The sequence below is a fragment of the Alistipes montrealensis genome (assembly GCF_018362775.1).
GTDB lineage: Bacteria > Bacteroidota > Bacteroidia > Bacteroidales > Rikenellaceae > Alistipes > Alistipes montrealensis.
Map to the genome: position 1 here is coordinate 1 of NZ_JAGYXY010000003.1, position 13,125 is coordinate 13,125.

Sequence of the window (13,125 nt, forward strand, 5' to 3'; positions counted from 1 at the left end):
TTCGCTGCCCGTAGCGAACTACGACGCCTCGTCGGCCAAAACCCGCGCGGCCCTTACAGCTCTCGTGGAGAACTCCGCCGCAACCTACAACGGCACCTTCGCCGAGGTGTCCACCGCGGCCAAGCGTTCGGGCGGCTTCGTGATGTCGGGCTCCACGTCCAAGACCGTCGGGGCCGTGAACACCACTACGAACATCGGCATTACGCTCAAACGCACCGTCGCCAAGGTGGCTTTACAGACGACCATCGACCCTTCTTTCTCCCAGAAATACGGCGGTTCGCTTACCGTCAATTCCGTAAAACTCTCCAAAGCCGCCTCGCAGTCGCTCGTCGTGGCCGGGACACCGACGCCCGGAGCCATGACCTTCAGCCACACGCAGACCCCCGCCGCGGCTTCGGGAAAATACAATGCGCTGTTCTACTGTTTCGAAAACGGAGCTTTGGCCGCGGGAAGCCGCGTTCTGCTGGAAATCAATGCCACATACGATCCGGATGGCAATGCCTCGACCCCGGACGATCGCTCGGAGGTAACCTATTCCATCGAGCTGACGGGTAAGGCCGCGGGCGAAATCCTGCGCAACGGCTACTACCGCATCGCGGCCAATATCACGGGTCTCGTAGGTCAGGATTGCGCCGTGACGGTCACCGTCGCCGACTGGGAGACGCCCGTAACGCAAAATGTCGATCTCGGAGCATAATCCGAATTGTTGCACCGGGTTCCGTTCTGTCTTTCGGGCGGAACCCTTTTTCTTGACACAAGATGAAACGATTTCTTTATAGCTTATTGCTTCCGCTGAGCATTCTTTGCAGCTGCATCTACGAGGATGAGCCGGCTTGCTGCCGCCCGATGAAAGTTCGGGTCGAAATGGCGGTTCGTCCCGACCCCATGATGACCGTAACCCGTGCGGACGAAGCAATGATTCGGGACCAGAACTTCTACCTTTACGACGATAACGGTAGTGTTGTCCTGCACCGTTATCAGACCTCTGCGACGCTGTGTTTCGAGTGCCGGCCCGGTGACTACCGGATACGTATTGCCGCTAACATGGGCCGAGATTTGGGTGAAAACCCTGCATCGGAAGATTTCACCGTGTCGCATACCGACGAGTACGACGTGCTTCCGATGTCCTATGAGGGCGACGTTGCGATAATCCCGTCGGCAGACGGTGTGCTGATGCTTCCGGCCGTCGAGGTGCAACGTTGCGTGGCAAAAGTTTCTTATAACATTTCCGTCAAACCTGCGGATATCGAACTGCGATCTGTGCAGTTGCTTTCCGTACCGCGCTCGGTATCCGTGTTCGATATGGCGGCTGCACCATCAGATAATCCCAACGACTATACGGACTGTCCGGAAACCGCACTCACTGGGCCGCAGGCCGCAGGCGACTGCTATCTGTTGCCGAACATGCAAGGCACAGAAGCTTCGATTACCGACCAGCGGCAGAAGAACCCGGAGAATGCCCCCGCGAATGCCTCGTATCTGCTGATCCGCGCCGTGCGCGGGTCGAAAGTATTGGCTTATTATATTTACCTCGGAGGAAACAACACCTCGGATTTCAATGTCCGGACGAACATCCACTACCGGTTCAACATCTCGATCCTGGGCGACAGCGAGGTCGATACCCGCATTTCATCCTATACGCTGCATGTCCGGGATGATTTCGACGATTACAACTACGGCGGCTACTGCCTTTTGGACGGCACGCGCTACCTCTATATCGACGTGGACAGCCCTGACGGCACGGCCCCGACGCGCGGACGGCTGGAAGTCCTTTCGGGCGATCTGGACTGCTTTACGTTCAATTACGGAGACAAGGGCGCCGTCCATGATTTCGATCTGTATGATTCCACCGGCGAGAATGCCTACGAAATGGAGTATTACACGCCGGTTTACACGGCCGACAATTCGCTCCTCTCTTACCGTATCACACTGACCGACGCCCTCGGCTTCACCCTGAGCTACGACTTTACGCACCGCATGGCCAACGCTGCCATCATTCATACCGACGGCGGAGGAAGCGTCCGGGTCGAGGGTGCGCTTCATGTCGAAACGAAATCCGAAGGTTCGGGAGTACGGACTGTGGCGCTCTGCATGGAAAACTGCACGCTCACGGCCGTTCCCGACGCAGGCTATACGTTCGACGGCTGGTACTCCGATGCGGAGTACGATCATCTGCTCTCGAACGAAGAAACCTTTGAGTTCGTGCCTGCCGGGCCGCTTCGGCATATCTACCCTGTATTCATGCCCGGCGAAATACAGCTCGATGCGCTCAATACCGCCAACTGTTACATCGCGCCGGAGCTTTTACGCGACTATTCGTTCGATGCCACGGTGCAGGGCAACGGCTGCGCGACGCTCAATATCACGCCGCAGCGGCTTTCGGGCGCTTATGCACGATTGGTTTGGGAGACCGGGACGCAGGCCAACAGCGTGATCTCCTCGCTGGGCTATGACGGCAGCCGCATCCGCTTTCGTACCGGGACGCAGCAGGGAAACGCCCTTATCGGCCTGTTCAACGCCGGGGGCGAGTGCGTTTGGTCATGGCACATTTGGGTTGCAAACTACGATCCGGAGTCGTCAGCGCAGAAATACAGCTCCGGAGACATCTTCATGGACCGGAATCTGGGGGCCGTCGGAACCGACTATACGAAAGTCACGGCCTGCGGACTCTACTACCAGTGGGGCCGCAAGGACCCGTTCCCGTATCCGGCCTCGTTTACGAACAATGCCAGACCCGCCTCATTCATCTATCACGACAACTACGCATACGGAACGATCCGTCCCGAAGATCATGACGCACGGGAGGTGATGAGCGTGAAATGGGCGACGCAGCATCCCACGACCTTTATCCGTAAGGCCGACTATGAAGTCGATGAGCCCGAAGAGGATGTTTTGGACTGGCTCTTCCGGAGCCATCACAACCTTTGGGGAAACACCACCGAACAGGGATACGACGTGAGCAAGGTCTGCCATAAGACCATCTACGATCCCTGCCCTCCCGGATGGCGGGTTCCCGACGCCTGCGACTTCGAAGGGATCGCCATGTCGCAAACACAGCTTCCATACTGTGTGAATATCGTATACAGCGGGACGAAAACAGCGCGCTATCCCGCGGGCGGAACGTTTGACGGCGACAGCTACTCCGGTGCCGGAACATACGGACAGGTCTATACCAATACGCCTTACTTCTGGAACTTCGACTACGGAGCGTCGTACTTCGACGGCGTATCCTGCACCTCGATCTATCTGGCAGGAACACGCCGCACGACGAGCGAACTGCGCTGTCAGGCCAATCCCGTGCGATGTATCAAAGAATAAAGAATCGTGTTCCAATGAAAAAGCCAAGAATCATTCTGTGCATGCTGCTGCTTGCAGCCTTGTGGGGAGCGCCCCGCAGGGCTTCGGCACAGATCTTCACCATAAGGGTCAACGCCCTTGCGGCATGCAGCGCGACGCTGAACGTCGGGGCCGAAGCGGCCCTGACGGACAACTGGTCGCTGGAGCTGTCCGGCTATTGGAATCCGGTGCAAACCGCATCCCTTTCGATGAACTTCCATGCCGTGCAGCTCGGCGGCCACTACTGGTTCTACGAATCTTTCGTCGGGCACTTTCTCGGACAGCACCTTACCTATGTCGGCTACGATCTCGGAAGCCGCACAAAACGCTATAAAGGTCATGCCTACGGTCTTGGCGTCAGCTACGGATATGCGTGGATGCTCTCGAAACGATGGAATATCGCTCTGGAAGCTGGTTTCGGACTTTACCGCACAAAAGATACCCGCCGCGACCCGACTATCTCGGACTGGGAGGATGAATACATCTACCGTTATCGGCGATGGACGCTGGCCCCGACAAAACTGGAAGTTTCATTCAGCTATCTGTTTTAAGGATGAAAAAAAGAAAAATCATAACTGCCGGAGTAATTCTCGGCAGTTGCCTGTGGATGATGTTCGGCTGCTCGGTAGCCGGACGGCTTCAGCGGCATCGGACGACAGCCTCGCTCTCGCAGCTTACCCGCGCCGAACGGCAGCAGCGGCAGCAGGACTACCGCCCGCAGGTTGTGAAGTTGCAGCGTGACAGCAATACGTTCTATCTCACCCCGGTCGATACGCTTGCTGACGGCGAGCGTGTGATGGCGCTTCGGATCGAGCAGGTGACGGTCGAGGCGAAGGCCCGCACCATTCCCGAACGCAACGGGCGTGTCGTGCTGGATTTCATCGTGACACTACCTAAAGCCCTGCTGGGCCATAGCCGCAGCGTCGTAATCACGCCGATACTCCACAGACCAGACGGGCGCATGGAGCTCGAAGACTTGGTGATCCGCGGCGGACGTTTCTCGCTGCTGCAAGAACGCGACTACTGGCAGTACGAGACCTATGTCGAACGATTCCGCCCCGACACCGTGGGGCGCGAGAACGCTTTCAACCGTTTCGTAAAGTTTCCCTATCCGGAGGACGCCCGGCTCGACTCACTGGTCGAAGGACGAAGCTCCGTCACGTATTACTATTCCTAAGCAGTGAAAACCGATGAGACCTCGAAAAAGATGCTGATAACGCTTCAGGGGCAGGTGTTGGCCGTGGACGACAGCGCCTACCGTCTGCCGCCGTCGGATACATTGAGCTACGTCGTCTCCTCGATGCTCTCCTTCGTCGATACCTTGCCGCGTTACCGTATCAAGGTCATCGACAAGTTCGTAACGGTCGAGGATCGCAACCACATTCAGTTCTTCGTGGGCGATACCCGCGTAGTCGATACATTGGGCGACAACCGACGGCAGCTGGACAAGATCACCTCCCTGATGCGGCAGATCGTCGAGCAGCAGGAGTTTTACGTCGATACCATCACGCTGACGGCAGCGGCATCACCCGAGGGCAGCTATGCCGCGAATAACATCTTGGCATGTGGCCGGGCGGAGGCTCTCAAACGTTACCTCGTCCGCCGATACGGCAGAAGCATCGACACGATGCTCTCCGTGCGGTGGGTGGCCGAAGACTGGCAGGGGTTGACAAACCGCATCCGAACAGACCGGGAGATCGTAAACCGTGACGCTATTCTGGAGCTGATCGCCGAGGAAAAGAATCCCGACCGGCGGGAGCAAGCCATCCGGCAACAGTTTTCGAAAGAGTATGCCTATATCCGCTCGGTGATCTACCCGCAGCTGCGGGCCGTGAATTTCCGCTATAACCTGCGTCGTAAAGGGATGGTCAAGGATACGATCCACACTACTGAACTCGATACGGTCTATGCCCGCGGCGTGGAGCTATTACGGAAGCGCAAATACGCCAAAGCCTTGTACATTCTCAACGATTACAACGACCGCAATACCGTCGTGGCGCATCTGTCGCTGGATCACAACGAGCGGGCATTGGAACTGTTGGCCGCGATGCCGAAAGATGCCGTAACGGAGTACCTGCGGGCCATCGCCTGCTCGCGGCTGGGACGCAAGGCGGAAGGCCGGGAGCATTTTCTCGAAGCATGCCGCTTGGACGGGCGTATGGAATATCGGGGCAATCTCGATCCGGAGATTGCTGAACTCTTAAAACAATAGTCATGCGGATCGGACTGGTGGATGTGGACGGGCACAATTTCCCGAATCTCGCGCTGATGAAGCTCTCGGCATGGCACAAGCGTCGGGGCGATACGGTGGAGTTTGCCGATCCCGAAACGGGCCGTTACGACAAGGTCTATATGTCGAAGGTCTTTACCTTTTCGCGTGATTGTACGGATCGTTACGATTGCGAGGTCGTGCGGGCCGGAACGGGTTACAAAGACTATACAACGATTCTTCCCGAAGAGATCGAGCATATATGCCCGGATTACCCGCTTTATGGGGTCAAAGAAGCCTATGGGTTCCTGACGCGCGGATGCGTGAACTGTTGCCCGTGGTGCGTCGTGCCTCATAAGGAAGGTGAAGTCCGGGCACATGCCGACATCGAAGAGTTCCTCGACGGGCGTAAGCGTGCCGTACTGCTCGACAACAACCCGCTGGCCTCGGAATGGGGAACTCGCGCAGATCGAGAAAATTGCCCGCATGGGTATACGGGTGGATTTCAATCAGGGACTCGATGCCCGGCGTATCGCCCGCACACCGGAGATCGCCGCGCTGCTCGCACGGGTCAAATGGATACGTTTTCTGCGCATGGCCTATGACAGCCGTGCCATGCAGGATGACGTTCATAAAGCCATAGAACTCCTCCGTAAGCACGGCGTTCCGGCCCGGAGACTATTTTTCTATGTGCTGATAAGGGATGACACCGAAGATGCACTCGGACGTATCCGGGAGCTGAAAGCGTTGGGGTGTCAGCCTTTCGCGCAGCCGTACCGGGATTTCGAACACGAGGGGAAACCCTCGCGGGAGCAATGGCGGCTGGCCTACTGGTGCAACCGCAAACCGCTGTTCTACTCCGTGGATTATGAGGAATACCGAAAAAACCGAACTTAACGATTGAACTTATGAACAGACTGAAAATCAAATATGCCGTCGCGTACGGCTTTCTTGCAGCAACGGCGGTCGCGCTTATCGCATCGCTCTTTACGGGTTGCAATGTCTATGAACACGAAGAGGTGGAAATTATCCGCTGTCCGGTGATCGAAGCCGATACAATCGACATCCCCGACTGGGAGAAGCCGGTCGGACATTCTGAATTTTAATCTATATACACAATGAAAAAACTCAAAAGAATAGCGGCACTATGCGCTGGAATCATTGTAATGCTCATGCTTGTCGCCTCTTGCAACAAGGAACTGGACGTACAGCAGGCGTACAGGTTTGAACTGGAAACAATGCCCGTGCAGAAACGTATCGCCGTAGGCGAAACCGCCGAGATACGCTGCACCCTATTGCGTGAAGGTGAATACGATGATGCCCGTTATACGATTCGTTACTTTCAACCGGACGGATGCGGCGAACTGCGCATGGATGACGGGACGGTGTTTCGGCCTAATGATCGTTATCCGCTGGATCGCTTCTCATTCCGGCTCTATTACACCTCCCGCAGCGACGACCAGCAGACCGTAGATGTTTATATCGAGGACAATATGGGGCAGGCTGTGCAAAAAAGTTTCACCTTTTATGTAGAGGACGACGTTATGTAAAGTTAGTATTACAATACAAATAGTTACATATATTCCTTTACAATAAAACTTTACATAAAGAATTGCTTTAAAAAGAGAGTAGTTAATAATCCTTGAAAACGAAAGCTCACCCACGTTACAATCATCTGCAACGTGGGTGAACTTGTAAAAGAGCGACTTGTCAGTCATCCTCTTTTAGTTTAGGATCATACTTGATTAAGCCCTCAAAATGTCCATATTAAAACTCAATCCCCGGTAATTTCATGAAACAGCTATAGTTTTTCTCGGATGCACCATATTTAGTAAGTTGTGTATTGCTTGCTGTAAAATAAACCTGTTTTCGAGCTCTCGTTACAGCAACATAAAACACGCTTAATTCTTCGAGAAAGGAATTTTCTATTTCTTTGTTAACTATTAAATTGCAATCTGTGCCACATTTACATTTACTGCATAATCCATAATAATTAGGGAATGAGTCTTTTTCCATGTCTGGTAGTATTACATAGTCCCATTCTAAACCTTTGGCTGCATGCACGGTTGAAATGATTATTTTTGTATCCAAAAACTCCATGTATTGCTTTATACCATTATGCTCAAAAGTATCTTTAATTAGATTAATTTTATCCTCGTTAGATAAGAATGAGTAATCAACAAACACACGGCTCCAAAATATGTCTAATAGTTGGAAAAGAGCTTTTACAGTTGGAGAATCGTTATCTACATATAATTCTTTGATTTTTTCTATGTGTTTTTGCCCGCATTTTTTCGTGACTTTTGTCTGCATTTTTAGAAGTTCTATGAATTCGTAAAGACATTTCCTGTTGAATTTTACATATTCAGGATCTTCATCAGAGAACAGTCCATAGAAGAAAGGTATCTTATTGCAATTAAAAGTGTTGATAATCTGCTCAATATTCAGCCCCCTTTGCTTGGCTAATATAGCTACGTTAGATGAAGGATGCTCATGTAATATCGCCTGTGATTTAATAACAACTTCTAATGCTTCTTTTGCTTGATCTTCATAGATGTTAAACTCAATTTTGGAATTTAATGCGCCGGGGTTCTTGAAAGGGGTGAGTGCATTTTGTCTTATTATCCTATCAAGTCGGAGCATATTCTCATTTGAGGCAAATCTATAATTCTTATCCAATGTAATAAGCTCAAGATTGAACATTTCCTTAGCACGAGATAATAAATTCGGCACAGCTCCAATAAAACCATAAATTCGCTGAAGAGAGTCCCCTAAGAATAATAAATTTGTCTTCTCTGTAACTAAAAAATGCAATAGCCAATAACTTAGTAGATTGGTGTCTTGAAATTCATCAACAAGAATCGATGTATAATAATTTTGATAAAATGTCAGAATATTTGGACATTCTTGAAACAACTTAATAGTTAATGTTATAATTGCATTGAAAGGGATGGCTTTTTTGGGCAGTAGTTCAGAAATTACCACGGAATTATACTTATCAATATTCTCTTTTAAATATCTCCCATGAATAGTCTTCACTCCCGAATTAAAATCAGACAAGATATTTGCTTCATCTAATGAAATGGTTTTAAATGACCGCATGATAGCATCGCTCTTACTGTCATCCACAGATTGCAATGTATCCAAGTGTGATAATGCCGGATGTAATATATGACCATACTTTTTCAATACACTCCGACAAAATCCATGATAATTAGATATATATGTTTTTTCTTTGATTCTAATTTGCTTGTTAAGTCCTTCTAATAGTTCTGGTATATTCTTACTAACATCCTTTTTAATTTTATAGGCGGCATTAACGCTAAAAGTAAGAGCCAAAAGTCTTTTGGGTACAGGTATTTGTCCTATTGCTATCAAATAAGCAATTCGGCTCACCATTGTGTGTGTTTTCCCATATCCAGCCGGCGCTTCGACTAATAGCCGTTTATGAGGTGAAAAAACGACTTCTAATTGCTTTGCGTCTCCTTTATGCTTATCTTCAATCCGAGATTTGATAAGAGTGATTCCGGAAGTATCCATTAGCATAACCCTTTAGCATACTCAATTACATCTACATATATCTGCGGAATATCGTCTTTTTCTAACTTCATTCCGATTAAAAGGCCAAGAGGTTGTGATTTATTTATAGAGAACCATGTTGAATAAAAAGCCTTTAGATTCATAATATCTCGTTTATCTATATCTAATAATTTAAGACTGATGGATGTCGGAGCTGGCAGAAAATTATATTTTTTATGAGCTCTCTTATTCAAAGCGGCGGCATCCAAGACTCGACTCTGACCGGCTGAATCAAACTCACAAACAATCTCACATAATTTATTCTCCTTTTCGGAATCAATTAACCACATTAACTCAGCCTCAAAATCACGTGCTGTCGTTTTCCATAAATTAGGGATACCTGTAGGGGTATTATCTCCATCACTATCCCTAATTCCAACACATGGAATACCGAATTTCTCTGCTAACTGAATTAATTGCAAGACAGAATCCCCTCCAGCTTGGATAATACATATACCGTAATCATCTATATCCACACCACATTTTTGAGCAAAGAGAGGAAAACTACCATATTCGGAATCTCCTTCAACAAAAATGGCACATCTGGCAAAGAAAGCTTCTTTAATAAAAGGAAAGTGAAGTAGCAAATGTCTTTCGAGTTGTTCTCCAAGAGATAAGTTTGTTCCTGACACTATTTTGGTATTTATTCCATCTTTATAAAGTCGAATAATTTGCTTGAAATCATTGAGGATAATACTTGGTGAGTGTGTTGCAATGATTATTTGACCATCTATTCTATCAATTCCGAATAATTCTTTTATTAGTATCCTTAAATCAGAATCTTCATTATTAATAACTCTATTGAGATACTTAACAAGCGAACGTTGCATATAGGGATGTAAATGTATCTCTGGCTCGTCAAGCCCTAACACGACTGAAATAGATTTCTCCCCGGTGTCTTCATTAACAAAAACCCCAGTTTCACCCCGTTGGTCAGAGATTGTTTGAAGCTTATCCAAAATGGATAAAGTTACTAATAATAAAAACTGGATTCCATATCCACACTTTGATAATGAACCCCCTTTATTATCCTGCAATGAGATGAGTTTTGGAAGCAATAGTGAAATATCGCCCTCTAAAACCGCCTTTATTTCATAGTCTTTAAACGATTTTATTTTCCCTAATTTAGTGTTTACGTTAGCTAACAAATTATCAGTAAATTCGGTATCAACCAAATTGTTAGTATCAATATCTTTATCTGACAAATAATCTTTAATCATTCTTGATAAAAAACGCCCTACACCTCTGCTGCTATCAAAATTAATTTCGGATATGGGATTTCTTAACGAATCATAATATATAAAATTCAAGCATTTAATAAGAGCAGGGGAAATGTATGTTTCCGTCTCTAAATGATAGAACTCCATATTCTCATCTGGCGACACCTGCCTACAAACGATATTGATATATGTGTAATCATCTGCGTCAAATAAATCTTCAAAATGCCCAATTTCATCATTTGCAAGTTTAATTCGCACCTTTACGGTTATAGGTAAATTTGCATCACTAAAGTCATCATAAGCAAACCCTCTACGCGTGAAAATTATATTTAGCAGGTTTAATATGTTTGATTTTCCTAAATTGTTTTCCCCAACTATGAAGTTGCATGATTCCTCTAATGCAATTGTTGCAGAATTTAAGTTTCTATAATTTTCAACAGAAAGTTCTTTTATTCTCATAGCCGTATAATTATTTGCAATATTTTATTTGTAAAGTTAATTATAAAAAAGCACTTGACAATGTGATTATCAAGTGTTTTTCAATATTGTTGGCCTGAAATCGATTATACCGCTGCGCTTGCTTCATAATTTATCAAAATTCTTTCAGCCATTCGAGGAGATTCTGATTCTTTTCCCATAAGCCAAGATTGTTGGATTCAGGAGTTAGATCAACGTAGCTTTTCTCAAGTGCTTCTCTTTTCTGTTTGGAGTCGGCCCTTGCGTATATATCCGTTGTCTGAATGGATGTATGTCCCAGAATATCGCGTATATACACTAAATTCACCCCGGCTTGAAGCAAATGCATCGCTTTTGAGTGCCGTAAGGAGTGGCAACTTACCGATTCCGGAATTAAATCGGGATTGGCCGCTCTTGCCATATTCGCAAATGTCTTGAGTATGTATGTGACGCCGGATCTTGTCAGTTTTTCTCCGCGACTATTAAAAAACAGAGGGTGTTTCAATCGATATTCTTCCGTAAGATTATTTTCCTCCATATATCGTTTAAGAAGTTCTACTTGTTTTTCCATCAGTGGTACAATCCGGAACTTACGACCTTTACCGAAAAGTTTTAACGTATATGTGAATGACGTTATTCTGATGGAATTAGGCGTCAGGTCTATAATTCCTGAACGCGGGCACCGGTGTCATACATAAGCGCCAACAATGCAAGGTCTCTACGTCCTTTCCTCGGCCAGTTCTGTTCAGTCCGCGACGAAGAAACTGCTCGAAAAGGACATTATCACGGAGATTGGTAAAGTCTACTCGCTAACAGACAAACTATTTGCCATGTGGATCAACGGTATATACGGGGACAAATTTATCATTTAGCTGATTTCTTGTATCGGCGTTTCAGAAACCAAAAAATCGGCGGTTCGAATCCGCCGATTTTTTGCGTACATAAATAAATGTATTATCAGTCTTTTTTGTGCCGGTCGCATTGTAATTTCTGCAACTGCCGAAGCATATAGGCGTGGTTTTCACCTACGGTATGCCCCGATTCCATCTTATAGGGGCTTCCGGCACATTCCCGACACTGTTTTATCGCTTTGCGGATATTGGTTACGATTACCGTATTTCCCACGATGTCTTTAATCGTTCTTTCCATGTTTTTATGCTTTTAGAGATTGATACCAGCTCTCCCGGTAGCGGTCGCCGATAATATTGAACGTGCCGCTACGGCCGCAGTTATCGGCATGGCTTCGGGCTTCCTGTTCCGAGCCGAATTCGCCTAACTTGTCGAAACCGACGAACAGTTTGTAGATGTCGGGGTTAACCCGGTGTTTTTCGACCTCTTTTCGCAAGAGGGCGTAAAGGTCGGCATAGTTGGCCCTTTTCTGCGCCAATTTCTCTTTGGCGCAGCGCAGCTGTTCGTCCGTCGCCGAGTCGAAGAACAGGTCGTTATAGGTCATATAATGCACATATTCCGTGATCCTGCGTTCAGTCTTGGTGATTTGCGCCTTGGCTGCCGCCACGCGGGAGAGCAGGAGGCCGAAGCCCGTTTGCAGGCCCGTGCGCTTGTCGTAGTAACAATAGAATATCTGCACCCTCTTGCGGGGATAGTGGCAGACAAGTGCGGCCCTGCGCCACTCGATGAGCCACCGCCAGCGGTCGAGCATCCTGCGGGGGATGTCGATTTTGTGGAGGACGACCCGACTGCGGTCGTCCTCACGGTACTCGAAGGTGATATACACCCAATGGTCGATTTGCAGCTCCCGTTCGGCACGGGCAAGGTCTTTAGCCTCCTGCACCCAATCATATACCTGTTTATGTGCCATGTCCTATGCCGTTTTCAGGGTTTTAATCTCCGTGTGCTTCTCCAGCCATTCGCGGACGCTCCTCATGTTGTATTCCGAGGTAATAACCGCCGTGCGGTCGCCGATTTGCGTAAAACGGGTGCTTTCGTAGCTATCGACCCACTCTTTGAGCGTGGCAACTCCCCATGCCTGCGAATCGTCGAAAATATGCCGCTCCAGCGTGCGGATAGGCTCGGCGAAAGTTATAACTAATGTTTCATAGTTGGGGACAATAGGTTCCGGCAACAGCCGGACGTATTGCAACGATCTGCCGTCGTCCTCCCTGTAGCCCTGCGACCAGCCGCTATACAAAATCTCTTGCCCCCAGCACTGGGGTTTGTCATAGCGTACCTTAATCTCTGCCGTATATTTTGTCAGCATTATATCCTCGATAACACCCGTTACCACCGTTCCGAAACTGATGCACTCGCACCGCCGCCCGATAAGGTCTTTGTTTACATCTGCTGTTTTCATAATCGTTCCGTTTT

10 protein-coding genes and 4 pseudogenes are annotated in these 13,125 nt (G+C 48.4%); 8 read left to right on the forward strand and 6 right to left on the reverse strand.

Going from position 1 to position 13,125, the window contains the following annotated elements:
* From KG007_RS06180 to KG007_RS06210, 7 genes and pseudogenes are all read left to right on the forward strand, one after another.
* On the forward strand, positions 1–697 hold a 697-nt coding region (locus KG007_RS06180), incomplete at its 5' end, for a DUF4906 domain-containing protein (protein WP_213347737.1).
* Positions 698–759: 62 nt separating this feature from the next.
* Entirely contained in the window at positions 760–3,318 is a 2,559-nt protein-coding gene (locus KG007_RS06185; RefSeq protein WP_249413267.1) for a DUF4906 domain-containing protein, read from the forward strand.
* A 14-nt stretch (positions 3,319–3,332) separates the two neighbouring features.
* Positions 3,333–3,887, forward strand: coding sequence for a DUF3575 domain-containing protein (locus tag KG007_RS06190; RefSeq protein WP_213347738.1), 555 nt, complete (start codon positions 3,333–3,335; stop codon positions 3,885–3,887).
* Positions 3,888–3,889: 2 nt separating this feature from the next.
* Positions 3,890–5,548 (forward strand): annotated as a pseudogene (locus KG007_RS06195) (hypothetical protein).
* 2 nt (positions 5,549–5,550) lie between these two features.
* Positions 5,551–6,442 (forward strand): annotated as a pseudogene (locus KG007_RS06200) (radical SAM protein).
* 11 nt (positions 6,443–6,453) lie between these two features.
* Positions 6,454–6,651 carry a hypothetical protein gene (locus KG007_RS06205; protein ID WP_213347739.1) on the forward strand — a complete coding sequence of 66 codons (198 nt, stop codon included), beginning with the start codon at positions 6,454–6,456 and terminating at the stop codon, positions 6,649–6,651.
* A 12-nt stretch (positions 6,652–6,663) separates the two neighbouring features.
* On the forward strand, positions 6,664–7,095 hold the full coding sequence (locus tag KG007_RS06210; protein ID WP_213347740.1) for a DUF3872 domain-containing protein: 432 nt from the start codon (positions 6,664–6,666) through the stop codon (positions 7,093–7,095).
* Positions 7,096–7,312: 217 nt separating this feature from the next.
* Here the strand turns inward: KG007_RS06210 and KG007_RS06215 are convergent, their stop codons facing one another.
* From KG007_RS06215 to KG007_RS06225, 3 genes and pseudogenes are all read right to left on the reverse strand, one after another.
* Positions 7,313–9,085, reverse strand: coding sequence for a UvrD-helicase domain-containing protein (locus KG007_RS06215; protein ID WP_213347741.1), 1,773 nt, complete (start codon positions 9,083–9,085; stop codon positions 7,313–7,315).
* Positions 9,085–10,803 carry an ATP-dependent nuclease gene (locus tag KG007_RS06220; RefSeq protein WP_213347742.1) on the reverse strand — a complete coding sequence of 573 codons (1,719 nt, stop codon included), beginning with the start codon at positions 10,801–10,803 and terminating at the stop codon, positions 9,085–9,087. Before KG007_RS06220 ends, KG007_RS06215 begins: the two co-directional genes overlap by 1 nt.
* A gap of 133 nt (positions 10,804–10,936) precedes the next feature.
* Positions 10,937–11,529, reverse strand: a pseudogene (locus KG007_RS06225) (tyrosine-type recombinase/integrase); the annotation flags it as partial.
* Between KG007_RS06225 and KG007_RS13940 the strand changes: the two are divergent.
* A pseudogene (locus KG007_RS13940) lies at positions 11,526–11,672 on the forward strand (ATPase); the annotation flags it as partial. The pseudogenes KG007_RS06225 and KG007_RS13940 overlap by 4 nt on opposite strands.
* Positions 11,673–11,757: 85 nt before the next feature.
* Here KG007_RS13940 and KG007_RS06230 read toward each other — a convergent pair.
* Genes KG007_RS06230 through KG007_RS06240 form a run of 3 tightly spaced genes read right to left on the reverse strand, consistent with a single transcriptional unit; the run spans position 11,758 to position 13,111 of the window.
* Positions 11,758–11,949, reverse strand: a complete 192-nt coding sequence (locus KG007_RS06230) for an NADH-quinone oxidoreductase subunit F (RefSeq protein ID WP_213347743.1) — start codon at positions 11,947–11,949, stop codon at positions 11,758–11,760.
* 4 nt (positions 11,950–11,953) lie between these two features.
* Positions 11,954–12,619, reverse strand: a complete 666-nt coding sequence (locus tag KG007_RS06235) for a hypothetical protein (protein ID WP_213347744.1) — start codon at positions 12,617–12,619, stop codon at positions 11,954–11,956.
* A gap of 3 nt (positions 12,620–12,622) precedes the next feature.
* Positions 12,623–13,111 carry a DUF6956 domain-containing protein gene (locus tag KG007_RS06240; RefSeq protein ID WP_213347745.1) on the reverse strand — a complete coding sequence of 163 codons (489 nt, stop codon included), beginning with the start codon at positions 13,109–13,111 and terminating at the stop codon, positions 12,623–12,625.
* Between the last annotated feature and the right edge of the window lie 14 nt (positions 13,112–13,125).

Excerpts from the sequence above, each read along its gene's own strand:
- KG007_RS06235 (WP_213347744.1), bottom strand. The coding sequence starts at position 12,619 with ATGGCACATAAACAGGTATATGATTGGGTGCAGGAGGCTAAAGACCTT.
- KG007_RS06210 (WP_213347740.1), top strand. The coding sequence starts at position 6,664 with ATGAAAAAACTCAAAAGAATAGCGGCACTATGCGCTGGAATCATTGTA.
- KG007_RS06190 (WP_213347738.1), top strand. The coding sequence starts at position 3,333 with ATGAAAAAGCCAAGAATCATTCTGTGCATGCTGCTGCTTGCAGCCTTG.
- KG007_RS06185 (WP_249413267.1), top strand. The coding sequence starts at position 760 with ATGAAACGATTTCTTTATAGCTTATTGCTTCCGCTGAGCATTCTTTGC.
- KG007_RS06240 (WP_213347745.1), bottom strand. The coding sequence starts at position 13,111 with ATGAAAACAGCAGATGTAAACAAAGACCTTATCGGGCGGCGGTGCGAG.
- KG007_RS06220 (WP_213347742.1), bottom strand. The coding sequence starts at position 10,803 with ATGAGAATAAAAGAACTTTCTGTTGAAAATTATAGAAACTTAAATTCT.
- KG007_RS06205 (WP_213347739.1), top strand. The coding sequence starts at position 6,454 with ATGAACAGACTGAAAATCAAATATGCCGTCGCGTACGGCTTTCTTGCA.
- KG007_RS06215 (WP_213347741.1), bottom strand. The coding sequence starts at position 9,085 with ATGGATACTTCCGGAATCACTCTTATCAAATCTCGGATTGAAGATAAG.
- KG007_RS06230 (WP_213347743.1), bottom strand. The coding sequence starts at position 11,949 with ATGGAAAGAACGATTAAAGACATCGTGGGAAATACGGTAATCGTAACC.